Here is a 23476-nt window from a genome sequence, read left to right as displayed (position 1 = left end):
TGGCACCACCTTCATTCGTACAAGATTGACCCCAAAACAAAAAACTGCATTTGACGGTGATTTGATATTAATGCTATATTTTCATTCATAAATCACTAGACCACTCCATGCCTTTCTGCAATCCGAAAAGGCCTATGGTCTTTTGATCCTCCACTGGTTCCAAACGGCGCCGCGCGCGACGAAGGCAGCCTCATGAACAAAATGAATATCCTCCTCACCTTTACCGGCTTCCATGATCCTTACACCTTGGGCCTTATTGGCGGCGAGGAGGTGCCCGGGCCCATTCTGTCCCTGCTGGCAGTCCGAAACTTTGATGAGGTCATTCTCTTTGACACGCCGAACACCCGGCAAAACACCCGACTCACTACCACGGCATTAAAAGAACAGTATCCCAATATTCGCCTGGAAGTGAGAGATCTACCGCTCAACGATCCCACGGACTACCTGGCGATCCTGACCGGCTTGCGCCGTCATTTCCAGGAGATCAGTTCGGCGCATCCCCGGGCCACCTATTTCATCTCGGTGGCCTCGGGCACCCCGCAGATGCACGCCTGCTGGCTGCTGCTGGCCGCGGCGGGGGAACTGCCGGCCACGCTGCTGCATATCCGGCCGCCGAAATTTGTCACGGCCGAGAGGCCCCTCCTGGAGGAGGTGGACCTGACCCAGCCCGGCTTTCCGGTGGTGCGCAGTTGCCTGGCGGCACCTGAGATTGCGGACGTAAAACCGCTGGACCTGGAGACGGCCATCAGGCAGAGCGGCATTGTGGGCGATCATCCGAGCGTCGTCAAGGCCCTGGAAACCGGGGCGCTGCTGGCCCCATCGGACGTTCCGGTCCTGATCCTGGGGGAGACCGGCACGGGCAAGGAGCTCTTTGCCCGGTTTCTCCACCGGCTCAGCGGCCGTCCCGCCGACCGGTTCATTGCCATCAATTTCTGTGGGATCGTGGCAACAGCTAAAGATGAACGACTGAGGGTAATTATATATAATTGAGCCGATTGCAATTACCGGGAGAAAAGTTTAGAGTTTGGAGGAGATGAGCATGATCTTTCATGTAACATTAGAGCAAGTTGAAGACGGCTGGATAGTGGCGTAATGCCCCACATTGCCGGGGTGTGTTTCCCAGGGGCGTGATGAAAAAGAAGCCCGGGACGATATCAAAGAGGCGATTACGGCGTGACTGTGGGCGGAGGTTCAGAAAGCCGGGCAGAGTTTGACAACTAATCAAGGACAATTGCCGTTTATGGTCTCTGTATGAAAATATGGTTAAATGGAGTTTAAATGTATGGAAAATGCCATGAGCTTTGGTGACCTATTAGAAGCAGTTGCTCAGTTAAGCCGAGAGGATCAAGAGGCCCTTATTGACCTCCTGAACCGTCGGCTTGCAGAACAGCGGCGGGACGAAATCGCCCGGGAAATTCAGGTGGCGAAGCAAGAATTTGCAGGTGGGAAATGTCAGGAAGTCACTCCGGATGAATTAATAAGGGAAATTTTATCGTGAAACGCCCGCTCCTTCGTTCTCCGGCTTTCGTGCGGGCGGCTCAAAAATTAGTTAAAAAGAACCCTGATATCATTAGGGAATTTCATTCAACCCTCGAGCTATTGGCTGAAAATGCTTTTCATCCCAAGCTGAAAACCCATAAGTTAAAGGGCAAATTAGAGGGCTCTTGGGCCTGCAGCGTCGATTACGATCTAAGGATACTATTTGATTTTGTTACTTTCCAGGGAAAAGAAGCAATACTATTGTTAACGCTGGGAACCCATAAAGAGGTCTATTGAGCCTGAGCGTGAATATTCTAAATACTCCTAAGAACTTCATCGCCCTCTACTTCCAGGATAAACTGACCATTGTCAATCCCGCCGGGACCATCGCCGTGCTCACCCTATGGTCCAAGGTGGACTACTTTATGGAACGCTTCCGCCAGGCCGGGGTTAACCTTGATCCTGGCTCCTCCCCAATTTCTGCGGCACCCTCTATAGCACAGACTGACGACATAAAACTCCTGGGGAAAGAGCGCAACAAAATCCGCTGGCAGCAGTATGCCGGCGATAATCCGGCTTTCGAACCGGCGGGTGAGCCGATTGCAATTACCGGGAGAAAAGTTTAGAGTCCGAGGAGATGAGCATGATCTTTCATGGAGAGTTGAATAAACTCATCAACGAAATCATCCAGAAGCTGACCGGGCAGATCGATCTGGAAAAAATTGTCCTGTTCGGGTCGCAGGTGACCGGCAGAACGGATGAGTATAGTGATATTGATATCCTGATCATTGCCCCTTCCCGGGAGCGGCCTTTGGACCGGCGTTTAAAAGTCAGGCGGTTGTTGCACGACCTGGATAAAAATATTGGTCTGGATATCCTCTTCTACACTCCAGAGGAGGTGGAACGATTCAAGGATCATCCCTCATCTTTTCTCCATCATATTTTGGCCACCGGCGTCACTGTCTATGACCGAAAACCTTCATGAAAATTGGCTGCAATTTGCCTTTGATGACTTGCGGAGCGCTGAAATTCTGCTGGCGGCTGGAATATTCACGATGACTTGCTTTCACGCCCAGCAATGTGCCGAAAAAGCCTTAAAAGCTGTCCTGGCGGCACGCCGTCAGCCAATCCCCCGGAGCCACAATCTAATCCGGCTGCGACAAAAGGCAGAAGAGGCCTTAGGATTCGGTATCGATATGGATGCCGAAGCGCTCAGGTTTTTAAACGATATCTATCTTGACAGCCGCTACCCGCAAGAAATAGGATTATTACCCGAAGGTATGCCCGGTTTGGCCGAAGCCCAAAAGGCCTTGACTGAGGCTGGAAAAATCTATTCGGAACTCAAAGCTTTGATTGATCGTAAAATAGACTCGTGAACTTCATCCCCCTCTACTTCCAGGACAAACTTACCATCGTCAATCCCGCCGGGACCATCGGCGTCCTTACCCTGTGGTCGAAGGTGGATTATGTCAGGGAGCGTTTTCGGCAGGCCGGGGTTGACCTCGATGCGGCCACTTCGCCCATTGCGGTCTTCGGCACCCTGTATGGCAATGGCCTGCGGGAGCTGCTGCGGAATCTGTTATATAATCCCCAGATTCAGACCCTGGTGGTCTGCGGCCGGAACCGGTCAGGTTCGCTGGAAGAATTGCAGAAGTTTTTTGCCGAGGGGTTGGAATATGGGGCCTCACCGCTGGTCTCCTATGAGCCCCTGACCTCCGGGGAACAAGTTTCGACGTGCCGGATAGTCGGCACGAACCGCCTGATAGACAGCCTCGTGCGAAGTGAACATTTCCTGGCAACGCCGCGCGTGTGTTGGCTGGGGGAGCCCAAGGACGACGGGACGCTCGCCCGGATACGGGAGTTTTTTAATGGCTGGCGGCCAGAGAAGCAGGCGCCGGTTACAGAAAAGGACCGGCAGGAAATTGCTTTGCCCCGGGTGAGCATTTCGCATTTTCCCAGTTGCCCCCAGGCCCATACCATCGTGCGGGACACTTTTCTGGAGGCCTGGCAGGAGCTGCTTTTTATCATCAGCCGTTTTGCCCACCCCGTCCGTCTGGCCAAAGGGGAGCGGTTGGAGCTGCAGAATGTCAAGGTGGTGATTCAGCGGCCGGTCTTTGACCCGGAGGAGGCCCTAAGGGAATTTCACTTTGATCCGGAGAAGCTGCGGACGTATCAGCGGGATTTTCTGCGGGGGGAGAAAGGGGCCGACGAAACCTACAGCTACGGCAATCGGTTGCGGGCCTATTTCGGGGCTGATAATCTTAAAGCCTGTTTGGAGCGCCTCCGAGCAGACCCAGAGGACCGCAAGGCCTACCTCACCTTGTGGGACAACAACCGTGACCTGATAAATCCTAAGGGCCAGCCTTGCTTTGTATCTTCATTTTTTCGCCGCTTTGACGAAAAGCTTACCCTCACGGCCACCTTCCGGACCCACAACGCCCTGGATGCCTGGCTGCCCAACGTCTACGGTCTCATGGCATTGCAGCAATGGGTGGCCCTAAGATTAGGTATGCCCATTGGCCCGATTACCGTGGTGAGCCATTCCATCAGCATCGATCGCAAAGAGTTGGACCGGGCCCTGGCCGTGGTCGGCCGCCGACCTTTTGGCATCCGGGAAGACCCTTGCGGTTATTTCAGGATCAGTCTGGATGAGGGCGAGATCCTGGTGGAGCATCGCTACGGCGATGTCACCTTGAAAGAATACCGTGACAGAAAGGCGGTCCGATTGCAGCATCAATTGGCTCGGGACCTGGCCCTCTCGGATCTGAATCATGCCATCTACTTGGGCCGGCAGTTGACGCGGGCGGAGGAGTGTTTGCGGACCGGCCGGGAATTTGAACAGGAATGAGTTGTTTGGGCAAATACAAGATCCTCCCCTACAGACAGATATCTGAGCTGGATAGCGTCTTGCTATGATACCGTTATACGGAAAATAACTCCTGAACAGGCTTGCAAGCCGGCGCCGCCGGTAAACCGTTTTCATGGTTCGTAGGTGGCTGATAGGTTATGACAACTGATAAGAAAGGGTTGGCTAATAATGGAAATTGTCCAGGTGAAACATCATCCCGAGATTGAACTCATCGCCCGACTGCGGCGGGTGCCGTTGCAGGAGCAGCCCGAGGTATTAATCTATCAGCCCGCCCTCATCTCCCTGGAGCAGATACATACCAACTATCTGCACCCGCCGCAGAACTATATCTGGTTGACGGAATTGCGCAAGGTGCAGGAACTGCGCTGGAGTCTCCGGGAGCACGGGATGGATATGTTTCAACTGAACGGTTTTGTTACCTATACGGTCAGAGAAAAAAATGGCGACCTGGTGGATTACGATCTGTATCCCCCGGTTGTCGAGGAGTCTTTCGAAGCCGACGGCTCGCTGGCGCATCTCATCAATGACGGTATGCACCGGGTGTATCTGGCCCGCTCGGAATGGGTGATCCCGCAGGTGGCGTATGTGCGCGGCATCCCGAAGGCATATCCTTATTATGCCTTTCCCCGCCCGCAAGGTTGGGAGGGTCTGGATTTATTGCCGGACAACCCCGATAAGAACCGCTATCTCAAGAAGTGTCACCGCATCAGGTATAATAAGAGTCTGTATCGCAACTTTCAGGCTGTGTTTAAAAACGTGGGCGGTTCTCGCAGCGCCATGCGACAGGAATAAGGTGAAACAGTAGTCAAGCATTATGACCAGGTATGGCGAGCGTAACGGCTCGGTTGTCGGAAGTCTGAAAAATATCGGTTTCGTTGTTTTATTCTTGACTAAATTAATTCTAACCTTATTATATGGGGTGAAGGGGCGTTTGGACCTAGATGATGATATTTAACAAGGAGGTAATTATGCGGCGCTTCATAAAAATCTTTTCAGTTTTAGCATTCATCGGTTTTATCGGGGTCGCTCTGGTCGCTCCGGCGGCGGCGCAGCCCCGGCAGATGGGGGATGATATCTTTACTCCGCTGTTTCAGGGGTATGAATTTATGTCCAAGGGCAAGTATGACGCTGCCCAGGTGGAATTCGAAAAAGTCATCAAGGCTGATTTTTACAACCCATATGCCAACAATAATATGGCCGTCCTGATGGAAAAACAGGGGAAGATGCAGGATGCCATGACCTATCTGACCAATGCCGAGAAATACGCCGATCAGTATTTATACAAAGTGGATCAGGTATGTCTCATCGGCGGCCTCTGTTCAGCAGTGAAACCTGAGAAGACCACTACCCCAAAAAGCACGATTTCAGGTGTGATTGCCGACAACAAAAAGAAACTGGCCGCCAAAATGGGCCCCAAACCCGCGGATATTCCCAAAGACGTGCCCAAAATGAAGTAAGAAAAACCTGTATTAGGGAGTACAGGTTTTATAGTGGTAAAGATGTAGATCCGGATTGCTTCCGCCCCTTTATAAGGACATCCTGTAAATCTTATTGCTCTTTACCGATGTTAGAGGCCGGGAAGTTAACAACTGCCGGCCTCTTATTTATTTCAGCCGGTGTTGGGAGCAATATCGGATTCGCATTACAGCGACGGTTTGCTAACCAACACTATAATTAATATCAATCAGTTATGTAAATTTTGATTCCATTTTTCAATGAACTGGTATAATATAGCATCGCCGCAGTAGTAACTCTATTTCTCTTACCACGAGCACATGCATGAACCTGTTAGATTTAGGTATTGTTGTAATCTTGCTACTCGTAGGACTCCGGGGATATTACCGGGGGCTGCTGCAGGAGATGGCCGTTATCATCGGTTTGGTGACGGGGTTGATTGTTGCTGCCAATTACTACCTGAGACTGGCCCGGCTGATCTCCCAGTGGGTACATACGCCACTCTACAGCCGGATAATCAGTTTTTTGATCATTTTTATCTTGGTGTATTGGCTGGTCAGGATTATGGGTCATCTGCTGCATCGGTTTCTGGCCTACCTCTATCTGGGACCGGTTGACCGTTTGTTGGGAGGGGTTTTCGGGCTTCTAAAAGGGGCCGTGATCCTGGGGTTTCTCTTGACGGTAATTGCTTTGATGGTCCCCAAGGACTCAAAATTATTGCAGGACTCGGTATCAGCGCCTTATTTAAAAGGTATGTACAACCAGACTCTGAAACTGTTGCCGGAAGAGTTTAAGCAGAAGGTAAAAGAGCGGGCCTTACAGTTTGAGCGGGATTGGGGTGGCAGAAAGAAATCCGGGGCCCCGGCAGAGGAGACGTAAGATGTCTGTACCACTTCCCCATGGGCTAGAAAAACAGGTAACTCCGGCGGCGGCGCTCAGCGCTTTGGTAGAGGTCATCCGCCGCTTGCGGGGACCGGGGGGCTGTCCCTGGGATGCCAAACAGACTCCGGATACCTTAAAAACCTATATGCTGGAAGAGGCCTATGAGCTGGTAGAGGCCCTGGATTCCCGCGAGCCGGATAAAATTCAGGAAGAACTGGGAGACGTCCTGCTGCACATTGTCATGCTGAGTGAAATGTATCGGGAGCACGGTGATTTTTCCCTTACCGAAGTTATTGAGGGGATTCGGGGCAAGATGATCCATCGTCATCCTCACGTCTTTGGTCAGGAAAAGGCCGAGACCCTGGAGGACTTGCGCTCCATCTGGCAGCGGGCCAAGGCGGCCGAGGGGAAAGCCGAGGCAAAATCCCTGCTGGCCGAAGTATCTCCGGGACAACCGGCCCTCAGGCAGGCCCAGCGTTTGGGCGAAGCGGCAGCCCGGGTAGGATTCGACTGGCCCGATATCCACGGGGTGCTCGACAAATTTGAAGAGGAGCTGGCTGAATTTCGCGAGGCGCTCCAGGCAGCCGATTCGGACCATCAGGAAGAAGAGCTGGGAGATCTACTATTCTGTCTGGTCAACGTAGCCCGGTTCTTGCACATTGATTCCGAGGGAGCGTTACGCCGCACCATTCACAAATTTATTAAGCGGTTTCACCTTGTGGAAAGGGCCCTGCTGAAACAGGGGAAGACACCCGAAACCGCCAGCCTGGAGGAGATGGATACCGTCTGGGAAGAGGTAAAGAACCGATTACGAGGGCGGTGAAAACGCCTCTACATCGCTCTCAGGTCTTCAGTTCTAGAGCGTCTGCCAACCGGTCGGCAAATTCCATGATCCAATGCCGCTGCGTCTCGGTAGCATAACCGATGCACGCGCAACGCATAGTACGGCGGCTGCGGATGAGAAACTCGAATTTAACAAAGTTCCGGCCTAATTCCACCGCAAAACAGTGAGGTTGACAATCCGGGTGAGCTTTCTGGATTTTACTGAGCTGCTCCTCACTCAATTCCACCCACCAGATGCCTTCCAGGCCGGAGGGCTGAGCATGTTCGTCCAGATAGGTTTTGATCCGAGAGATGTCCGGGCGGCTGATCTCATCCAAGACGTATTGTTTCATGCTGATTCCTCCAGGATACTAAAAACTTAGCGGGGATGATCAAATTTACGGGGCGCCGGCAGATATTCGACGGCTGGCTGCTGCCGGACGGGTTGGGGAAAGAGTTCCATGAGTTCCAGGACTTCTTTGGGCATGTCGCTCATTACCGGCAACCCTAAATGCCCGGCCTCCTCAAAGGAGATGGGGTGGTCATGGGTCCAGGTGCCTTCGGACATCAACCGCGCCAATTCATCGGCTTTTTCCGGAGCCATGGTATCGGAGAGGAACTTGCGGACATCTTCCCGGATCTGCCAGATGGCCTTTTCGGCCTGATCTGCCAGGATCAAGGTATTATCATCGATAGCGTGCAGGGGTTTGCGGGCTACGGCGCGCAACAGCGAGGCGGCCGGGAATTGGCCTAATTGAGGATCGACCGGCCCCAGAACCGCATCCTCGCACATAACGATCTCGTCAGCCGCCAGGGCGATGAGCGTCCCGCCGGACATGGCGTAATGCGGCACAAAGACGGTGGTTTTGCCGGGATGGCGGTGGATGGCCCGGGCAATCTGCATAGAGGCCAGGACCAATCCGCCTGGAGTATGCATGATGATGTCGAGAGGCACTTCAGGGTCGGTGAGATGTATGGCCCGCAGTACCTGTTCGGAATCGTTGACGTCGATATAGCGAAAGATGGGCACGCCCAAAAAACTCATGGTCTCCTGCCGATGGACCAGGAGGATAACCCGCGAACCTCGCGTTTTTTCCAGACGGGCAATCAGGCGCTGACGGGCAGAGTTGAGAATTTTCTGCCGGAGCATCGGTTGCAAGGCTATAATAATCAGGAACAGCCAGAAAATTTCGGTCAAGCTCGTCATTTAATCCTCCTGGGATGGCCTTCCCTGCCGCCCGGCATCAAAAATGCTGTAGAGCCAGGTGGCCAAGAGCAGCCCAAACGTGAAAAGGATGAAGGGATGCGTCATGACCCTGACCAGCATCTGCCGCAGTTGCGTTTCCGCCACGGCTTCCGGAGAGGCGGTCTGGGCCAAGATCTCGGCATAATGGTAACTGGAGATAATAAAAAACCCCAGAACCACGGCGCCCAACAATAGGGATGACGCCAGGATCAGGAACACGCCTTTCTTTACTTCATGTTTGTAGACCTGACCCAACCCCGGAAAGACAAAAGCAGACAGGAGAAGGGCAATTTTTGAGCTGCGCATAACTCACCCCTGTGTTAACTTATAGAAAACTCAATTAACGGTCAAGATTTCCCTGACGTAAAAGCTTAAAGGTGAACAGTCTAAGGTCATTAGCTGACAGTGGCAACGGTTGCTAACCAAAGGCTGGCGTTTTTTCTCCGCAGGGGATATCTTTTCCCTGATACATTGTGTAAAATAAGACTATTACGAGTGGGGAGCGACACAATCGAGATGTTTACCGGACTGGTAGAAGGGATCGGCGAAATCACCGCGATTGCCAGAGAGGCTGAAGGCCTGCGTCTCAGTCTTACTGCGCCCTTCAATCTGACCGAAGTCAAGCCGGGCGACTCGATCGCGGTCAGTGGCCCGTGTTTGACGGTAGTTGAATTGACAGCTCGAACTTTTACGGTTGAGGTCTCCCCTGAAACCGTGCGTCGGACCAGTCTGGCGGCCAAGAGAGTTGGCGACCGGGTCAATATCGAGAGGGCGCTGCGGGTTGGCGACCGTCTGGGCGGGCATATCGTCAGCGGGCATATCGATTGCGTCGGCCAACTGGTGAAAAAAATGGTCCGCCCGCAACACCTGCAGTGCGTCATCCGCCTGACGGATAATTGGAGCCGTTACGTTATTGAGAAGGGCTCTATTGCCCTGGACGGCGTCAGCCTAACGGTAAATTCCTGTACCGGAGATGAATTCAGCGTCAACATCATTCCTTTCACTGCTCGCCACACCACCCTGATCGAGGTGCGTCCAGGAGACCGGCTGAATGTCGAAACTGATATCATCGGCAAGTACGTCGAAAAACTGCTGTCACCACAGCGCCAGAGCTCGGAAGGCACTGTTACTCACGAACTATTGGCCCGCCACGGTTTTCTCTGAGTGTAAGGATGGGGCGACCCCGCCCTGATAGATTGATTATCTCTGGAAATCGAACGTTTGGAAGAGGTTGCCACTTTTGTGCGAGCCGCTTTGGCATTTTAAATTCCATGATTAGAGGTAAAGGTAATGCCGATCTCACCGATCGAAGAAGTTATTACAGATATTCAACAGGGTAAAATGATCATACTAGTGGATGACGAGGACCGGGAAAATGAGGGTGACCTCACGATGGCAGCGGAAAAGGTTACCCCCGAAGCGATAAACTTCATGGCCCGTTTTGGCCGCGGCCTCATCTGTTTGGCTTTAAATCAGGAGATTATTGAGCGGCTGCGGATTCCCATGATGGTCAGTCAGAATACCTCCCCCTTTAAGACTGCTTTTACAGTCTCTATCGAAGCCAAGCGGGGCGTTACGACCGGCATCTCCGCGGCAGACCGGGCCACTACTATTCTGACGGCGGTGAGAGACAATGCCAAACCCGAGGACATTGTCAGTCCCGGCCATGTCTTCCCGTTGCGGGCGCGCAAGGGCGGCGTGTTGGTACGCACCGGTCAGACCGAGGGCTCAGTGGACCTGGCGCGGTTGGGAGGTCTGAAAGAAGCTGCGGTCATCTGCGAAATCATGAAAGACGATGGGACGATGGCCCGCATGCCTGATCTCGAAGTTTTTGCCGCCGAACACAACCTGAAAATTGCAACGATTGCCGATCTGGTAGCCTACCGGCTGCGCCATGAATCCTTCGTGCGGCGTCGGGCCACGGCCAAGCTCCCTACCTATCACGGGGAATTCACCGTGATTGCCTATGAAAACGATGTGGATGCGGAACAGCACGTGGCCCTGGTCAAAGGCGAGATCAAACCTGAGATGCCGGTCCTGGTGCGGGTCCATTCCGAGTGTCTGACCGGTGATGTCCTGGGCTCTCTGCGGTGCGATTGCGGCGACCAATTGATCTCGGCCATGCAAAAAGTTGACGCCGAGGGAACCGGGGTCATCCTGTATATGCGCCAAGAGGGGCGGGGCATCGGTCTGGTTAACAAGCTCAGGGCTTATGAACTCCAGGACCAGGGCGCCGACACCGTTGAGGCGAATGAGGCTTTAGGATTTAAGGCGGATCTGCGAGACTATGGCATCGGGGCGCAAATCCTGCGAGATCTGGGGGTGCGTAAAATGCGTCTCATGACCAACAACCCCAAGAAGATTATCGGTCTGGAGGGATATGGCCTTACGATGGTAGAGCGGGTGCCTTTGGAAGTTCCCCCCAATCCGAAAAATCTGAAATATCTGCGTACCAAGTGCATGAAAATGGGGCACATTCTCGACTTGGTATAACCGTCGCCAAGGAAATACAGTTTCCAGTTAGTCAGAGAAATAAGTGCCGAGTGTCGAGCTGAGAGAAAAAATGCTGCACAGGCTAGAAAGCCTGCGCTAGCGGCAGGCGATTTTCATGGTTTGCGGGTAGCCGATAGGCAATGGCAATTACCCAAATAATAATCGCGGTTCGGGAGAGGAAGTCCGTGCTGCTATTCAGAGGGCGCTGCAGTGGAAAGAGGATGTGGCTATGATTAAGACCGTAGAAGGCAACCTGTTGGCCGAAGGGATGAAGTTCGCGCTGGTGGTCAGCCGTTTTAATGATATTTTTGTCGAGCGGCTTTTGGGAGGAGCGGTAGACAGCCTGATCCGCCGCGGGGCTCAGGAGGAAGATCTGGTGGTCTATAAGGTTCCAGGGGCCTTTGAGATACCTTTGGTAGCCAAACGGCTGGCACAGTCAAAAAAATTTGATGCAGTCATCTGCCTGGGCGCGGTCATTCGCGGTTCCACGCCCCATTTTGATTATGTGGCGGCAGAAGTCAGTAAAGGCATCGCTTCGGTCTCTCTGGATACTGGCGTACCAGTGCTCTTTGGGATCATAACTACCGATACCCTGGATCAGGCCATTGAGCGATCCGGGAGCAAGGCGGGCAATAAGGGTTTTGCCGCGGCTGAAGCTGCCGTGGAAATGGTTCACCTGCTGCGCCAGATCGGAGCTTAGCGCCTGGTGAGCCGCCCTGGAAAAAGTCTGGCTCGGGAACGAGCCCTGCAATGTCTGTATCAGATTGAGATTACCGGACGGGAGGTTGAGGGAGCGGCGGCGCTTTTTTGGGAGCATTTCCATTCGGAGGAACGGAACTCGGCTTATTTCCATCGGCTGGTAGCCGGGGTCAGAGGACATTGCGAAGAGCTGGATGCCTATATTTCCCGTTTTTCACAGCACTGGCGTTTGGAGCGGATGGCCAGCGTCGACCGCAATATCCTGCGTCTGGCGATCTTTGAACTGCTTCACTGTCCAGAGGTGCCGCCCAAAGTGGTAGTCAATGAAGCCGTGGAATTGGGCAAACGTTTCGGGGCGGAGAACTCCGGGGCGTTTATCAACGGTATCTTGGATAGTTTTCTGAAGGCCAGGCAGCCAGACCGAGGTCTGGGCTAGTTTCGCCTCTGAGCCGGATGTTTTACAGTTTTCAGCTGGTAGGGCGGGAAAGCGAAGCACATCCCGCCGCAATGAGAAAAAGACTGCGCACCGGCTGGAAAGCCTAAATTACCGGCGGTTGATTTCTGTGGTTTGCAGGTGCTTTTTGGAGAATGACAATTGGTTGCAGGACAGGCAGAAACTGGTATTCATTTTCTCTGCAGGAGGCGGTCATGAAACGTCAGCTTTTGATTTATACATTGGTCGTGCTTTTTGTGATCACGGGTGCTGGCTGCGCTACGAATGGTCACTATGATCCGGCCCGTTCCACCGGGGCTGGCGCCCTGGGAGGCGCCGCAGTCGGTTCAGCCCTGGGATCAATTATTGGCGCAGCCACTGGGAGCGCTGGCACCGGCGCCTGGGTTGGGGCTGCCACAGGCGCTATTGTAGGCGGCGTGGGTGGATTCCTCTATGCCAAACACAAGGAATCTCAAACCCGGGACGCCCAGATGGCGGCCGAAACCTACAATTATAGCCCGGGACGGGGAGATATCGTCTCCATCGAAAACGTGGAGTTAAAGCCGTCCAGGGTAAAGGCCGGAGACACCATTAATCTGAGCGCTACGTATACCCTGCTCTCCGGTTCTGGCCAACCCAATAACGTTACCCTCATTCGTGAGGTGCAATCGGGCAGTCAACGCGTCCTCAATCCTGACCAGGTCCGCCTGACCAAACCGAACGGCACCTTCGTTGATCAGGTAAGTCTCGCAATTCCTAAGGAATTTCCCCGAGGAGACTATTCGGTGGTTACCAAGGTGTTGACCGATCGGGCCATGGATGAGCGGGCGAGTTCCTTCACCGTGGAATGATCATTTTAGGCACTGCTGGGCGGTAAGGGGAATTTCTCCGCTAAAGATGGTCGCTAACGGTCCAGGCAGCAACTGTACAAAGGATGAAGGAGAAAAGGAATGCATCAATGCAGCATAGCGGTAACGTCTGGGAGGTATCAATGCTAAAAAGCAGGCGCCTCTGGTGCGATCCCTGGCATCTTATGATGATATTCACGCTGGTTGGGGTCGGCTGTTCCGAGACGATGCCTGCTCCTACGAGGACTCGCTCTCAGCCGGTTATGCCGGCGGCCATCGGTCGGGTGAATGTCGGCTCGGCCATGGGCGCCATCATCAGCTCTACCTGCAGCCCCTCACCGAATTTGGCTATCAAGTGTCCTTTGTACATTGATCACCAGGAATCTTTCGTCCGGAACGGACCGGAGGCCGCGCAGGAATACAGCTATACGAAAGACCGGGGAGAATTGGTCTATCTGGAAAAGGCTGCGATCAATCCGGTACGGGTCCGGCAGGGTGGACAGATCACTCTTAGTGCTACTTATACTATTTTATCTCCTCGGGACCAGGTGAACAGCCTCACTATCATCCGGGAAGTCAAATTTAGCGGCAAGCCAGCTCTGCCGGCCAGCCAGATAATGCTCAACAAACCGAATGGTACGTTTGGCGACCGCGTTACCCTTACCTTGCCCAGCCCTCTGCTGGCCGGGGTTTACACCGTGTGGACCAAAATTCTGGGAGAAAAAGCGATGGATTCGCAGGATCATAGTTTCATCCTGGAATGACCGGCAGTAGTGCCCCAAGGTCTCATACCAATTTTACCGCATTGGTATAAGAAGCGAAAAGTAATATATTTTGATGCTAAATCTTGACATTAGCCCCCTTTTTTATTTAAAATTATAACTTTGCTCCTTGCTCTGGTTTTCATCCAGGGCTAAAAATCCATAAGGAGGACAGATGAATCGGTACGAAACGATTTTTATTATCAACCCTGATCTTGGCGATGACGAGACCCATAGTGTCATCGATAAGTTTACGGGGATAGTCGGCGCTCAAAACGGCGTCCAACTCAAGTTGGAAGATTGGGGCCGACGTCGCCTGGCTTACAAGATCAAAAAATTTCACCAGGGATACTACGTTTTGCTTGATTTTGCCGGGGTGCCGGCGGGGTTGGCGGAATTCGAGCGCAACCTCAAGATCGATGATCGCATCCTCCGTTTTCTTTCCGTGAAAACCGGGGAAAATGTTGACGTTGAGGCCTTGAAGGCGGAAATAGCCGCTAAGGTCAAACCGCAGGCGGAAGCCGGGCCCACTCCTGAAGTACCTGAAGAAGCGCCAGCTCAAGAATCTGTCGCTGCCTCCCCGGCGGTTGCCGAGGAGATTCCGGTTGCGGTCGAACCTGAGACATCGGAGGAATAACAGATGGCCATCGTTCCGAAAAGAAAACGCCGCCCCATTTTTCACCGGCGGAAAGTATGCCGTTTCTGTGTGGACAGCAAACTCGTTATCGACCATAAGGACGTGAATACCTTGCGACATTTTATCACTGAGCGGGGCAAGATTATTCCCCGCCGCATATCGGGCAATTGCGCTCGCCATCAACGTAAGGTCACCCTTGCCATAAAGCGGGCCAGACATTTAGCCTTAATGCCGTATGCGGCCAGTATGATTCAAGGGTAGACAGAGCCCGGCCGTATTGCACTGGAGGCGAGACATTGTGGAGGCCTTGCGGGTCCCGATTATCATCGTCGTCAATGGTCTTTTGGCACTTCTCCTATTGTATTACGCCTCCATCCAGCTCCCCATCGCCGGCCTGATGATCGGCGCCCTGATGCCTTTGCCGACGATCCTGGTAATCCATCGCAGTGGCTGGCTAGCGGGAAGTTTATTGGTAGGCGCCGGGATTAGCATTATTTACTACGCCGAGCATTTTTTCGGCTTTAAGGCCGAGTTGCTGCCATTTCTGCAGATGGCGGCGGTTGCCTTTATCCTGAGTTTACTGATGAACTGGCAGGACCGTCTCGAAGTGGTTATAGGCGGTGCCGCTATCCTGGTAGCAATTTTGGAGGTTGGCGTTTTTTCCCTCCATGCCTGGCAGCAAAATTTAACGCCGATAGAGTATTTGCAGCAGGCGGTACAGGAATTTTGGACGGCGATTGTGCAACTCCTCCAAAAAGAGCATCTGCTTGAGAAGGAAATGGCGCTCTCCGGTCTGAACGCAGAAGTGGCGAGTGCCTATATTATTCAAATAACCCCGGCTTTGCTCCTGATAAATAATATGGTGGTGGTTTTGCTTAACTATGTTCTCAGCCAGCGCCTCGGGGATAGCGCCGCTTGGAGGAAACAGGGAGGACCGCTAAGCTGTTGGGGCTCCCCCGGTTGGTTGGTTTTCATTTTTATCGGCGCCGGTTTTCTGCTGTTGGCGCCGATCCATCTGCTCAATATGATCGGTGTAAACCTCCTGTTGCTGAGCGGAATGCTCTATTTTTTTCAGGGGTTGGCCATCATAGTCTTTATTTTTCAGCGTTTTCAGGTACCGCGGTTTTTTCGCTGGTCCAGTTATGTGCTGCTCGTGCTGATAAAGCCGGCAATTTTCCTGGTGGTGCTCATCGGGCTTACCGATCTCTGGTTTGATTTCCGCCATCTGCATCGGCCTCCACCCGAGTTGTAATCCCACATGGCCTTCATTTCGGGAAAGCCACGCACATTTAATAATGAGGTATAATTACGTGAAAGTTATCTTAATTGATGAGATCCCTAGCCTAGGCACTATAGGCTCTATTGTTGACGTTACTCCCGGCTATGGCCGCAACTATCTCATTCCTCAGGGCAAGGCGCTGGAGGCCACTAAAGGCAATCTGGCCCGTTTTGAACAGCAGCGGGCCCGCCTTCTGGCGCAGCATGCCAAAGAGATCGATCAGGCCAAGGCTATGGCCGCCCGCTTGGAGGAAATTACCCTGACCATTCAACAACGCGTGGGAGAATCCGAGCGTCTTTACGGTTCAGTTACTAACGTTCATATCGCTGAGGCCCTGGCGAAACTGGGACTGGACATTGACCGGAAGAAGATCGATATGCCTGAACCGATCAAGACCCTTGGGGTGCACGAGGCTGTCATCAAACTGCACCCTGAAGTCCGGGCTGCCATAAAAATAGAGGTTCAAGCGGAGAATACCGCCGGATAGTGGTTTCCGGTTTCCGTTTGTTACCATGAAAATAGCGATTGCACAGGCAATAAGATCATATTGTTCTGTCAGGCAGCGGCTGTTGTACCAGAAAAACGGTAGTGCAGACCTCCAGGTCTGCGTCATGAGGAGCCCTTGATGATCCCGGACTTGCGGTTTCTGTCTTGCAACAGGATCTGGAATGAGCCGCATGATGGAAAATACCCTCTGCACAGGCTGGAAGGCCTGTGCTACCAGAAGATGATTTTCATGGTCGGCGGGTGACCTGCAGGTAATGACAATTAGACTCTTTCACCTCCAAAAGCAGTTGCCGGATGGTGAAAGATTATTGGTATGGAGCGGATTCAGGGGAAGAGGCCTGCAAGAGCTCAAGATATTGCTCATATAGCGCCTGCCAGACCAGAACCGGCCGAAACTGTTGTACCACCCATTCCCGCCCGGCCTCTCCCATCCGCTTGCCCAGGTCTGGATTCAAGATAAGCCTTTCGATCGCCATAGTCAGGGCCGGGCTATTCCTGGGGGGGACGATAATCCCGGTGATCTCGCTTAGGGTGGCTTCGGGGCAGCCATCAACCGAGGTGGTAACGACAGGTATTCTCATGGCGGCGGCTTCCAACGGGGTGTTTGGGAACCCTTCCCGGTAGGTGGGTAGAACCATGATATCCATGGCGGCATAAAAAGGCGCCAGATCATTTACCCAGCCGGTGATGATGACTTTGGGGTCAGCTTGCAAGCGTTGCCATACTTCGGCAGGGATGGGATCCTGGGTCTCCAAGTCGCCGACCAGGAGCAACAAAAGTTCGGGGAATCTCCGCCGCAATTCCCTCCAGGATGCCTCCAGTTCAATTATTCCTTTATCCCGCACAATCCGTCCAACGAAGCCAACTACGAGAGAATCTAACGGGATGTTATATTGCTGCCGGAGGGTTTCCCGGCAATGGGGCGGCAATAGACCCGGATTAAAACGAACCTGAGAATCTACCCCATTGCTGCTGCCGTTTGCCAGGACCACGATCTTATCGGCTGGACAGAGGCCTGTTTCAATAATGGTCTGTCGGATAGCGCGGCTCACCGCCACGACGCGATGGGCCCAGCCACAAGCAATCATCTCCGTCCAGCAGAGCAATCGCCTTTTCAATCCGGTGGCGGTTACAAAGGGGAGGCCTCGCAGTCCATACATAATGACTCTGGCGCCGGCTAACCGGGCGGCGATTACTCCCAGAAGACCTCCTTTGGGGGTGTGGGCGTGAACAATGTCAGGGCGAAGGCGTCGGCACAATCTGTAGAGCTGAAGCAAAGCCTTGAGATCCGCCCAAGGTGTTATTCGACGGGGCATGACAATGGGGGTTACGGGAATCTGTTCTCTTTTAATGACGGCAGACAGCTCCTTCCCGGGAGAGGCAACCCCATGGATACGAAACCCTCGTTTTTTCATGAAGGCTATCTGACCCCGAAAAAAAGTAAAGGTTTCCGGCACTGTGACAATGTGCAGCAGAGTTATCTGTTTAACCATGATATGGCGCGCCGTGTAAGCCGGTGTTGGAGCAGTTGAGGGCGAATACGAGATTCGCCCTACACATCTAAAAAGAACTATTGCCTGAAGGTTGATAACGTGTTACTTTAAAAGAAAATTCTTCTCTTGCCAACCATTTTTTGACAATACTGTGGCCACGGTGGGGCGCCGTTGCGTTAGTAATGGAGGATATCCCGCTTTAAGGGCCTTATTTTCTGATAGGATTTTTTATGGAAGAAGTGCAGAAAATAGTAGCCATGCCAACGTTAGAGGTACACCGGACGCTCAACCTGCTTGCCGATGCCATATTGGAAAAAAATGTTGATCTATCTTCTCTGGCATTGGTGGGTATTCGCACCGGCGGGGCCTTTTTGGCTCAGCGGTTGGGAGAGATGATTCAGATACGCACCTCGGTAGCCGTACCGGTGGGGATTCTGGATATTACCCTCTACCGGGACGATTGGACCCGCATCAGCCACAAACCTCAGGTAGGTAAGACCGAACTGGACTTCTCTCTGGACGATATCGATGTGGTGTTGGTCGATGATGTCTTATTTACCGGTCGAACCGTGCGGGCCGCTATGGATGCCCTGACGGACTTTGGCCGACCACGGCGGATTGAGCTGGCGGTCCTTGTCGACCGGGGTGGAAGGGAACTGCCCATTTGTCCTGACTTCGTCGGCCGCACCTTGGCGCTAGTCGGCGGCCAGAGAGTTAATGTCTATCTGACGGAAATGGGGCGTACTGATGAGGTGGTTATTGAAACCGCCCCCAGAAATAAAGGGTAAGATACATGGGAGAAGATTTATTGCCACGGTCGGCGGCCAGGTTTCTGGCCAGCCTGCCTGCTGAAATACGTGAAGTCATAAGTCCGGTGGCAGTTAAGGTGCATGAGGCCCTCCTGAGTCAGGCAGACAGACACCACATTATAGAATTATTGGCAGCCAATCCGGTGGGTGAGCCGCCGGTTGAACTGGCCCTGCTCGAGGCCCTGGCGCGAATGACGCACCCGCTCCTGCCGGAGGTTTTACAGGCGCATTTCGGGGGCAGCACAAATAAATCTCTCAAGAAGGCTCTAAGAAAGGCCTATCACCGTTTAAAAACCGAGGGGGTAAAGATTCCGGCAGAGTTGCTCAAGCCGGAGACTGCGCCGATGCTACTCCCGCCGGTCAGCCCGGAACCGGGGCGTGGTTATGTCAGCCGCATTGAAGGCAATGGCAGCCGTATGGTTATTCTGCAATTGCCCTGGGAAAGAATGACTTTTTATCTCTTCCTGGCGATCTGCAACGATAGTGAGGGCCTCAAAGATGCTTACCTGCTTCAGATCAGCAAAAAAGGGGCTAAAAAATACCTCGAGGACACCAGGAGAAACATGCCGGGAGAACTCGTGGAGGTTCCGGCTTCCTATGCCCTAAAACTCATTGAGAATGCCTACCAGCTCCAGCCGGACGCTTCCGAGGAGGGAGGCGCCGCCTACAAGAAGGTGCGTTCGCAGTTATTGAAGCGGCTACCCCTGGAGGAAGCACCTGACCTTACAGAACTTCTCCCCGAGTTAGATGTTGACGAAGCTGCACAGTACTTGAAAGAAGCAGGAGAGTTGTTAAAAGAGGAAGATTTCTGGAATTGGAACTTTAGCTCCGAGGAATTGACGCCCTGGCTGGAAAAGATCGTTGCGATCGATGAGAGTCCCCTCATCCTCTCTCCCGAGCAACGCATCTCCCGGATGGCAAGGGTCATGGAGGAAGCCCATCAAGAATTCTTCCCGTTTGAGAAAACTCGCCTGTTGAGTCAACGTCTGTTGGAGATGGCCTATTATCTGGACCATACCGGCAGGCCGCATCTGGCCCGGCAGGCTCAAGCCGCCGGGGAGGACCTGTTGCGGGAACGCACTATCCTGGAACAGAAAAACCCTTTCCTTGCCAATCTGTTGATGCGGCCGCTGAAAGAAATGTATGATGCGGCCAAGGAGAGCCAGGCGCAACAATCACAGGAACGTCAAGGCTTAATTATTACCGATGCTTAGTGGTAAGGAGACAATCATGACCTACACCTTGGAGGTCAAAACCAACGCATCCACCGAGCTGCTGGATATAACTGCGGCGATACGGGATCTGGTTGCCAGGCACGGCCCCATGGATGGCGTCTGCTTTTTGTATTCCCCACACACCACTGCCGGGATCACGATTAATGAGAATGCCGATCCGAGTGTCAAAGCCGATATTTTGATGGTGTTGAACAAGATCATACGGGCGGATGAACCGTACCGACATGCCGAGGGCAATTCTCCGGCCCATATCAAGACTACGCTCACCGGTTCCACGGCAGCAGTCCTGATCGAGTCGGGGCGCCTGGTACTGGGGACCTGGCAGGGAATCTTTCTGTGTGAGTTTGACGGTCCACGCCGGCGGCAGGTAAAAGTCAAGTTTCTCCAGGGTTGAACTCGTGAGTCTTCCTGCCTATTTCTCCGAAGTGCGTTTGGGCGACAATATCTCCCTGGCGGAGGTACAGGCCGGAAGCAGAAAAATTACGGATCGTCAGCTCCTGAAAGATTTTTTGGAATATATTCATATCAAAAAGGGGCTATTGGAACCTTATAATGGGGAATATCCCCTGATTGACGGCCGGGAATTGCTGCCTTCTTTTGAAGTTAATTTTTGCGAATATAAATTTCTGCCTTCCTTTAGTATGATTGTTCTCAACCGTCCTTTGGAGTACCAGCAGGAAGTATTTCAGTTTGACCTCCTGCACAGCCTGATCGAAGCTCCGGCGGATAAAGGACCTGTAAAGCCGCGCCGGCTGAGCAGCCGGGATCGATTGCAGAAGGATAGCCTCGAGAAATTTCTGCCGCATCTGACCAAGGAGCTGCGGGTTGATTTCAAGGCCAGGTTTCTACAGCACGATCTTACCGACCTGTCCTCTTATGAAGAGGTATTAGCTTTTCTGCTGCATATGGATCGAGCCCATGTTATTGCCCGCGACCAAACCGGCGTTTTTCGCCTTTTAGGTTGCTATGCCTCTTTTCCTTCCGATTTAGATGCCGAATTGAAGACCTTCGGCCGGCGTATCGGCAAATTCAAGCTCAAGGATCATGCCTCGTATGAAAAACATCGCACCTTTGTCTATCAATTTTTAATGGAGCTCTATGGTTTCCCTATTTCTTCAGAGCGCCGCACCTCCAGCGCCCTGTTCGCCCGAAAATTAAGCCGTCTGAAAGAACAGTATATTATAAAGGTGTTGGGCGCCTCAGACCGGGTGATTACCAGCTTGAACGGCATGGAACAGAAGCGGTATCCGGTAGTGGAAAAAACCGCCTTAGTGCGAGTGCATTCGGATCGCCAGGATATCCATGAAAATCTGCGGGAAAAAGGCTTTTACGTAGACGCCGACCGTCGGGTGGTGATTGTCAAGGTCACCTACATGCAGCATAAATATGGCCGTAATAATGTCCAGGAGGACCGTGCCCTGTCGGTCATCAGACAGGAGCTTATTCACCCCATTAGCGGGGAGCGAACCTCTTTAAATATTATCAAAGACACGCGCAGCTTCCTGGTGACGTTGAACGATATCATTCGGGGCGAATACCTCGGAGGGATTTCTTATCGACAGGAAGGTATAATCAACTCTACCAAAAATCACGATGACCGCCTGAAATTCTTGTATGCCTGGCTGAGCAAAAACCAGCGCCGCCTAACGGCCTATAGCCGGGAGTTCTTCGAAGAATTTAAGAAGACCCTACATACCTATATTTTAAATCCGGAGAACAAGCAGTATTTTCAGAAATATCCTGAATTGCATCGCGAGGTGCTCTCCAAGATCGCCTATTTGCAGCAATCACATCACATTCAACAACTGGAAAAACTGGCCTTACGGCGTCCTCCGTACGATCATCGACTGACCCTGGTCAAAATGCTGGCTCTGGCGATAGAGTTTATTGAAGACAATTATGAGGAAATACTTCATTACTATGACGATCTGTTCGATAAGTGTCTGACCATCCTCATGCTCATCGGCTCTAACCCCTGTTTAAAAAATATCGCCCAGTTGACCGAGGCACCCCAACATCACTATAAACGCACCTTATGGATAATGCTTCGGCGACTGCAGGTCTTGCGAGAAGATCTTTTGCATGATCGCCATCGGATAAAAAAAGCCGAAGAAGAAGGAACTTTTGCCCGACTCCTTCTGAGAGAGTCTTCTTCTCACCCGACGGCGGCTCAGGAGATTTCCGGTCAGCGGATTAAATAACAGGCTACGGGGCATCTACAAAATCTATTTCTAAAGGATACTTCATACCTGTTTGTACAGGGAAATAACCTCGGCACAGGCTCGAAAGCCTGCGCTAGCAATAAACCATTTTCATGGTTTGTAGGTGATTTTGCAAGCATGGCAGATAGTATTAAATAGTATGTCCGGCAAAGATAGGCAGCCCACGATATAAGGATTGCTTAGGGAGAGTTATGACAAAGAATATCATTCCTTTTGAAAAAGCCAAAAGGTCTGTAAAAGAAGTTGTGGAAAGGTTCTATCAGGATTTGGATGACATCGAAGAAATTGTCATCATAGCCAAAGACCGCCACGGAGAGTGGATTTTCGCCAATTCGGAGTTGGCCAACGAATTGGAATGGGTCGGTAGTCTCTATCGATTCATCAATAAAAGTATCCTGGATGATTCGGACGAAATGGATTATTTTTCAGACTAGCATGAAGCCGGGACGATAAACCGGGATAACAAGACCGCACCGCCAAAAAACCCGGCTCAGACCCGAACAGAGGTCTGGGGGGAAAACAGAAGCAGCAGAATTAATGACTCAATATCAACCCTACACTAATTCTGACGATCATACTGCAGGTAATTACGGCAGACATCTCGGACAAAGGCCTGGGTCTCGGGGATGTTGGGAACATCCTGCCGCTTTTCTACCCTTTGCGGTCCGGCATTATAGGCAGCCAGGGCCAGAGGAAGTTTAAAACCGAATTTCTCCAATAACATCCGGAGATAACGAGTTCCTCCGTGGATGTTTTCCTGAACGTCATAAGGATCGCTCACCTGTAATTGCTCGGCGGTACCCGGCATCAATTGCATCAGGCCTTGGGCGCCTTTGGGAGAAGTGGCGGCAGGATTAAAGTTCGATTCAACCCGGATGACGGCCTTGATCAGCGCTGGCGGCAGATTATGCCGGCGGCTGGCCGCCTCGATCAGGGGTTCCAGTTCCCTGGCCGACCGCCGCCGACCGGCAGTCGAGGCACAGAGTTTAATCCTGCCACGTCCGGCATATGTGGCAATATGGCTGGTTGGCGTTGGCCGGTTGGAAAAATAATAACAAATCACCCCTTTTTTGCATACCCGGATGAACCTCTCGGCATGGAGGGCTTCGGGCAGGAACAGCAACGCCAGGATGCTCACCAGGGTCAGGGAAAAGGTATGGATCAGGGTCCGGTTGCCCAAAGGCATCACTTTCTCAATTCTCATGTAGACTGGCAATACTCGCGGTGCTTATAACTTACCAGGATTACTTGCCAATATGTAGCAGATTGTCAACTCGAGGTCAAGCTTTTTCGCCATCGGTGATCGT

At 52.5% G+C, this 23476-nt stretch carries 31 protein-coding genes; 26 read left to right on the top strand and 5 right to left on the bottom strand.

The window, feature by feature from the left end; genetic code table 11:
- Nucleotides 1-192 precede the first annotated feature (192 nt).
- From DESAC_RS16885 to mazG, 11 genes are all read left to right on the top strand, one after another.
- Entirely contained in the window at nucleotides 193-990 is a 798-nt protein-coding gene (locus tag DESAC_RS16885; RefSeq protein ID WP_041283982.1) for an RNA repair transcriptional activator RtcR family protein, read from the top strand.
- A gap of 292 nt (nucleotides 991-1282) precedes the next feature.
- Nucleotides 1283-1498: a hypothetical protein gene (locus DESAC_RS13070; protein WP_013707552.1), complete on the top strand. Its 216-nt coding sequence runs from the start codon at nucleotides 1283-1285 to the stop codon at nucleotides 1496-1498.
- Nucleotides 1495-1776, top strand: coding sequence for a type II toxin-antitoxin system RelE/ParE family toxin (locus DESAC_RS13065; RefSeq protein ID WP_013707551.1), 282 nt, complete (start codon nucleotides 1495-1497; stop codon nucleotides 1774-1776). The genes DESAC_RS13070 and DESAC_RS13065 overlap by 4 nt, the downstream gene beginning before the upstream one ends.
- 8 nt (nucleotides 1777-1784) lie before the next feature.
- Complete coding sequence (locus DESAC_RS13060; protein WP_013707550.1) at nucleotides 1785-2105, top strand: hypothetical protein; 321 nt, start codon at nucleotides 1785-1787, stop codon at nucleotides 2103-2105.
- Nucleotides 2106-2122: 17 nt separating this feature from the next.
- Complete coding sequence (locus DESAC_RS13055; RefSeq protein ID WP_013707549.1) at nucleotides 2123-2464, top strand: nucleotidyltransferase domain-containing protein; 342 nt, start codon at nucleotides 2123-2125, stop codon at nucleotides 2462-2464.
- Complete coding sequence (locus tag DESAC_RS13050; RefSeq protein ID WP_013707548.1) at nucleotides 2445-2855, top strand: HEPN domain-containing protein; 411 nt, start codon at nucleotides 2445-2447, stop codon at nucleotides 2853-2855. The genes DESAC_RS13055 and DESAC_RS13050 overlap by 20 nt, the downstream gene beginning before the upstream one ends.
- The gene (locus DESAC_RS13045) at nucleotides 2852-4327 is read left to right on the top strand and encodes a thymidylate synthase (protein ID WP_013707547.1); all 1476 of its coding nucleotides are present in this window, start codon (nucleotides 2852-2854) and stop codon (nucleotides 4325-4327) included. The genes DESAC_RS13050 and DESAC_RS13045 overlap by 4 nt, the downstream gene beginning before the upstream one ends.
- A 189-nt stretch (nucleotides 4328-4516) precedes the next feature.
- On the top strand, nucleotides 4517-5140 hold the full coding sequence (locus DESAC_RS13040; RefSeq protein ID WP_013707546.1) for a hypothetical protein: 624 nt from the start codon (nucleotides 4517-4519) through the stop codon (nucleotides 5138-5140).
- A 176-nt stretch (nucleotides 5141-5316) separates the two neighbouring features.
- The gene (locus DESAC_RS13035; protein ID WP_013707545.1) at nucleotides 5317-5805 is read left to right on the top strand and encodes a tetratricopeptide repeat protein; all 489 of its coding nucleotides are present in this window, start codon (nucleotides 5317-5319) and stop codon (nucleotides 5803-5805) included.
- A gap of 322 nt (nucleotides 5806-6127) precedes the next feature.
- On the top strand, nucleotides 6128-6682 hold the full coding sequence (locus DESAC_RS15450) for a CvpA family protein (RefSeq protein WP_013707544.1): 555 nt from the start codon (nucleotides 6128-6130) through the stop codon (nucleotides 6680-6682).
- Between the two features lies 1 nt (nucleotide 6683).
- Nucleotides 6684-7508 (top strand): nucleoside triphosphate pyrophosphohydrolase, encoded by an 825-nt coding sequence (gene mazG, locus DESAC_RS13025; RefSeq protein ID WP_013707543.1) that lies wholly within the window; start codon nucleotides 6684-6686, stop codon nucleotides 7506-7508.
- Between the two features lie 19 nt (nucleotides 7509-7527).
- On the opposite strand, the gene DESAC_RS13020 is transcribed toward mazG, so the two are convergent.
- Genes DESAC_RS13020 through DESAC_RS13010 form a run of 3 tightly spaced genes read right to left on the bottom strand, consistent with a single transcriptional unit; the run spans nucleotide 7528 to nucleotide 9059 of the window.
- Entirely contained in the window at nucleotides 7528-7860 is a 333-nt protein-coding gene (locus DESAC_RS13020; RefSeq protein ID WP_013707542.1) for a hypothetical protein, read from the bottom strand.
- Nucleotides 7861-7886: 26 nt separating this feature from the next.
- Nucleotides 7887-8714, bottom strand: a complete 828-nt coding sequence (locus tag DESAC_RS13015; protein WP_013707541.1) for an SDH family Clp fold serine proteinase — start codon at nucleotides 8712-8714, stop codon at nucleotides 7887-7889.
- Nucleotides 8715-9059 carry a hypothetical protein gene (locus DESAC_RS13010; protein ID WP_013707540.1) on the bottom strand — a complete coding sequence of 115 codons (345 nt, stop codon included), beginning with the start codon at nucleotides 9057-9059 and terminating at the stop codon, nucleotides 8715-8717. It lies immediately after the preceding gene.
- 189 nt (nucleotides 9060-9248) lie between these two features.
- Here DESAC_RS13010 and DESAC_RS13005 point away from each other — a divergent pair, with 189 nt between their 5' ends.
- From DESAC_RS13005 to rplI, 10 genes are all read left to right on the top strand, one after another.
- A complete protein-coding gene (locus tag DESAC_RS13005) occupies nucleotides 9249-9917 on the top strand; it encodes a riboflavin synthase (protein ID WP_218915681.1) in 669 nt (222 codons plus the stop codon).
- 126 nt (nucleotides 9918-10043) lie between these two features.
- Nucleotides 10044-11246 carry a bifunctional 3,4-dihydroxy-2-butanone-4-phosphate synthase/GTP cyclohydrolase II gene (locus DESAC_RS13000; RefSeq protein ID WP_013707538.1) on the top strand — a complete coding sequence of 401 codons (1203 nt, stop codon included), beginning with the start codon at nucleotides 10044-10046 and terminating at the stop codon, nucleotides 11244-11246.
- A gap of 229 nt (nucleotides 11247-11475) precedes the next feature.
- On the top strand, nucleotides 11476-11946 hold the full coding sequence (gene ribH, locus DESAC_RS12995) for a 6,7-dimethyl-8-ribityllumazine synthase (protein ID WP_013707537.1): 471 nt from the start codon (nucleotides 11476-11478) through the stop codon (nucleotides 11944-11946).
- 3 nt (nucleotides 11947-11949) lie between these two features.
- Complete coding sequence (nusB, locus tag DESAC_RS12990) at nucleotides 11950-12381, top strand: transcription antitermination factor NusB (protein WP_041283979.1); 432 nt, start codon at nucleotides 11950-11952, stop codon at nucleotides 12379-12381.
- 212 nt (nucleotides 12382-12593) lie between these two features.
- Complete coding sequence (locus DESAC_RS16405; protein ID WP_013707535.1) at nucleotides 12594-13229, top strand: YMGG-like glycine zipper-containing protein; 636 nt, start codon at nucleotides 12594-12596, stop codon at nucleotides 13227-13229.
- Between the two features lie 140 nt (nucleotides 13230-13369).
- Nucleotides 13370-13990, top strand: coding sequence for a hypothetical protein (locus tag DESAC_RS12980; RefSeq protein WP_013707534.1), 621 nt, complete (start codon nucleotides 13370-13372; stop codon nucleotides 13988-13990).
- A gap of 172 nt (nucleotides 13991-14162) precedes the next feature.
- Entirely contained in the window at nucleotides 14163-14624 is a 462-nt protein-coding gene (gene rpsF / locus DESAC_RS16120) for a 30S ribosomal protein S6 (RefSeq protein WP_013707533.1), read from the top strand.
- Between the two features lie 3 nt (nucleotides 14625-14627).
- Complete coding sequence (rpsR, locus tag DESAC_RS16115; RefSeq protein ID WP_013707532.1) at nucleotides 14628-14885, top strand: 30S ribosomal protein S18; 258 nt, start codon at nucleotides 14628-14630, stop codon at nucleotides 14883-14885.
- 37 nt (nucleotides 14886-14922) lie between these two features.
- A complete protein-coding gene (locus tag DESAC_RS12965) occupies nucleotides 14923-15876 on the top strand; it encodes a DUF2232 domain-containing protein (protein ID WP_013707531.1) in 954 nt (317 codons plus the stop codon).
- A gap of 58 nt (nucleotides 15877-15934) precedes the next feature.
- Nucleotides 15935-16390: a 50S ribosomal protein L9 gene (gene rplI / locus DESAC_RS12960; protein WP_013707530.1), complete on the top strand. Its 456-nt coding sequence runs from the start codon at nucleotides 15935-15937 to the stop codon at nucleotides 16388-16390.
- Nucleotides 16391-16715: 325 nt separating this feature from the next.
- Here the strand turns inward: rplI and DESAC_RS12955 are convergent, their stop codons facing one another.
- Entirely contained in the window at nucleotides 16716-17903 is a 1188-nt protein-coding gene (locus DESAC_RS12955) for a glycosyltransferase family 4 protein (protein WP_013707528.1), read from the bottom strand.
- A 230-nt stretch (nucleotides 17904-18133) separates the two neighbouring features.
- Between DESAC_RS12955 and pyrR the strand changes: the two genes are divergently transcribed.
- From pyrR to DESAC_RS12930, 5 genes are all read left to right on the top strand, one after another.
- On the top strand, nucleotides 18134-18691 hold the full coding sequence (pyrR, locus tag DESAC_RS12950) for a bifunctional pyr operon transcriptional regulator/uracil phosphoribosyltransferase PyrR (protein ID WP_013707527.1): 558 nt from the start codon (nucleotides 18134-18136) through the stop codon (nucleotides 18689-18691).
- Nucleotides 18692-18696: 5 nt separating this feature from the next.
- The gene (locus tag DESAC_RS12945) at nucleotides 18697-19926 is read left to right on the top strand and encodes a hypothetical protein (RefSeq protein ID WP_013707526.1); all 1230 of its coding nucleotides are present in this window, start codon (nucleotides 18697-18699) and stop codon (nucleotides 19924-19926) included.
- A gap of 16 nt (nucleotides 19927-19942) precedes the next feature.
- Nucleotides 19943-20341 carry a secondary thiamine-phosphate synthase enzyme YjbQ gene (locus tag DESAC_RS12940; protein WP_013707525.1) on the top strand — a complete coding sequence of 133 codons (399 nt, stop codon included), beginning with the start codon at nucleotides 19943-19945 and terminating at the stop codon, nucleotides 20339-20341.
- 4 nt (nucleotides 20342-20345) lie between these two features.
- Nucleotides 20346-22148: a hypothetical protein gene (locus DESAC_RS12935; protein WP_013707524.1), complete on the top strand. Its 1803-nt coding sequence runs from the start codon at nucleotides 20346-20348 to the stop codon at nucleotides 22146-22148.
- A 212-nt stretch (nucleotides 22149-22360) separates the two neighbouring features.
- Nucleotides 22361-22603, top strand: coding sequence for a hypothetical protein (locus DESAC_RS12930; protein ID WP_013707523.1), 243 nt, complete (start codon nucleotides 22361-22363; stop codon nucleotides 22601-22603).
- 125 nt (nucleotides 22604-22728) lie between these two features.
- Here the strand turns inward: DESAC_RS12930 and DESAC_RS12925 are convergent, their stop codons facing one another.
- The gene (locus DESAC_RS12925) at nucleotides 22729-23373 is read right to left on the bottom strand and encodes a lytic transglycosylase domain-containing protein (protein ID WP_013707522.1); all 645 of its coding nucleotides are present in this window, start codon (nucleotides 23371-23373) and stop codon (nucleotides 22729-22731) included.
- Nucleotides 23374-23476 lie beyond the last annotated feature (103 nt).

The sequence above is a fragment of the Desulfobacca acetoxidans DSM 11109 genome (assembly GCF_000195295.1).
In the GTDB taxonomy this organism is placed as follows: domain Bacteria; phylum Desulfobacterota; class Desulfobaccia; order Desulfobaccales; family Desulfobaccaceae; genus Desulfobacca; species Desulfobacca acetoxidans.
Note: the sequence above shows the minus strand (reverse complement) of the source record. Positions and strands in the feature narration are given on the sequence as shown.

What these genes read in the sequence shown, in the direction of transcription:
- DESAC_RS16885 (WP_041283982.1), top strand. Translation starts at nt 193, where the DNA reads ATGAACAAAATGAATATCCTCCTCACCTTTACCGGCTTCCATGATCCT.
- DESAC_RS13070 (WP_013707552.1), top strand. Translation starts at nt 1,283, where the DNA reads ATGGAAAATGCCATGAGCTTTGGTGACCTATTAGAAGCAGTTGCTCAG.
- DESAC_RS13055 (WP_013707549.1), top strand. Translation starts at nt 2,123, where the DNA reads ATGATCTTTCATGGAGAGTTGAATAAACTCATCAACGAAATCATCCAG.
- DESAC_RS13050 (WP_013707548.1), top strand. Translation starts at nt 2,445, where the DNA reads ATGACCGAAAACCTTCATGAAAATTGGCTGCAATTTGCCTTTGATGAC.
- DESAC_RS13040 (WP_013707546.1), top strand. Translation starts at nt 4,517, where the DNA reads ATGGAAATTGTCCAGGTGAAACATCATCCCGAGATTGAACTCATCGCC.
- DESAC_RS13035 (WP_013707545.1), top strand. Translation starts at nt 5,317, where the DNA reads ATGCGGCGCTTCATAAAAATCTTTTCAGTTTTAGCATTCATCGGTTTT.
- DESAC_RS15450 (WP_013707544.1), top strand. Translation starts at nt 6,128, where the DNA reads ATGAACCTGTTAGATTTAGGTATTGTTGTAATCTTGCTACTCGTAGGA.
- mazG (WP_013707543.1), top strand. Translation starts at nt 6,684, where the DNA reads ATGTCTGTACCACTTCCCCATGGGCTAGAAAAACAGGTAACTCCGGCG.
- DESAC_RS13020 (WP_013707542.1), bottom strand. Translation starts at nt 7,860, where the DNA reads ATGAAACAATACGTCTTGGATGAGATCAGCCGCCCGGACATCTCTCGG.
- DESAC_RS13015 (WP_013707541.1), bottom strand. Translation starts at nt 8,714, where the DNA reads ATGACGAGCTTGACCGAAATTTTCTGGCTGTTCCTGATTATTATAGCC.
- DESAC_RS13010 (WP_013707540.1), bottom strand. Translation starts at nt 9,059, where the DNA reads ATGCGCAGCTCAAAAATTGCCCTTCTCCTGTCTGCTTTTGTCTTTCCG.
- DESAC_RS13000 (WP_013707538.1), top strand. Translation starts at nt 10,044, where the DNA reads ATGCCGATCTCACCGATCGAAGAAGTTATTACAGATATTCAACAGGGT.
- ribH (WP_013707537.1), top strand. Translation starts at nt 11,476, where the DNA reads ATGATTAAGACCGTAGAAGGCAACCTGTTGGCCGAAGGGATGAAGTTC.
- DESAC_RS16405 (WP_013707535.1), top strand. Translation starts at nt 12,594, where the DNA reads ATGAAACGTCAGCTTTTGATTTATACATTGGTCGTGCTTTTTGTGATC.
- DESAC_RS12980 (WP_013707534.1), top strand. Translation starts at nt 13,370, where the DNA reads ATGCTAAAAAGCAGGCGCCTCTGGTGCGATCCCTGGCATCTTATGATG.
- rpsF (WP_013707533.1), top strand. Translation starts at nt 14,163, where the DNA reads ATGAATCGGTACGAAACGATTTTTATTATCAACCCTGATCTTGGCGAT.
- rpsR (WP_013707532.1), top strand. Translation starts at nt 14,628, where the DNA reads ATGGCCATCGTTCCGAAAAGAAAACGCCGCCCCATTTTTCACCGGCGG.
- DESAC_RS12955 (WP_013707528.1), bottom strand. Translation starts at nt 17,903, where the DNA reads ATGGTTAAACAGATAACTCTGCTGCACATTGTCACAGTGCCGGAAACC.
- pyrR (WP_013707527.1), top strand. Translation starts at nt 18,134, where the DNA reads ATGGAAGAAGTGCAGAAAATAGTAGCCATGCCAACGTTAGAGGTACAC.
- DESAC_RS12945 (WP_013707526.1), top strand. Translation starts at nt 18,697, where the DNA reads ATGGGAGAAGATTTATTGCCACGGTCGGCGGCCAGGTTTCTGGCCAGC.
- DESAC_RS12940 (WP_013707525.1), top strand. Translation starts at nt 19,943, where the DNA reads ATGACCTACACCTTGGAGGTCAAAACCAACGCATCCACCGAGCTGCTG.
- DESAC_RS12930 (WP_013707523.1), top strand. Translation starts at nt 22,361, where the DNA reads ATGACAAAGAATATCATTCCTTTTGAAAAAGCCAAAAGGTCTGTAAAA.
- DESAC_RS12925 (WP_013707522.1), bottom strand. Translation starts at nt 23,373, where the DNA reads ATGAGAATTGAGAAAGTGATGCCTTTGGGCAACCGGACCCTGATCCAT.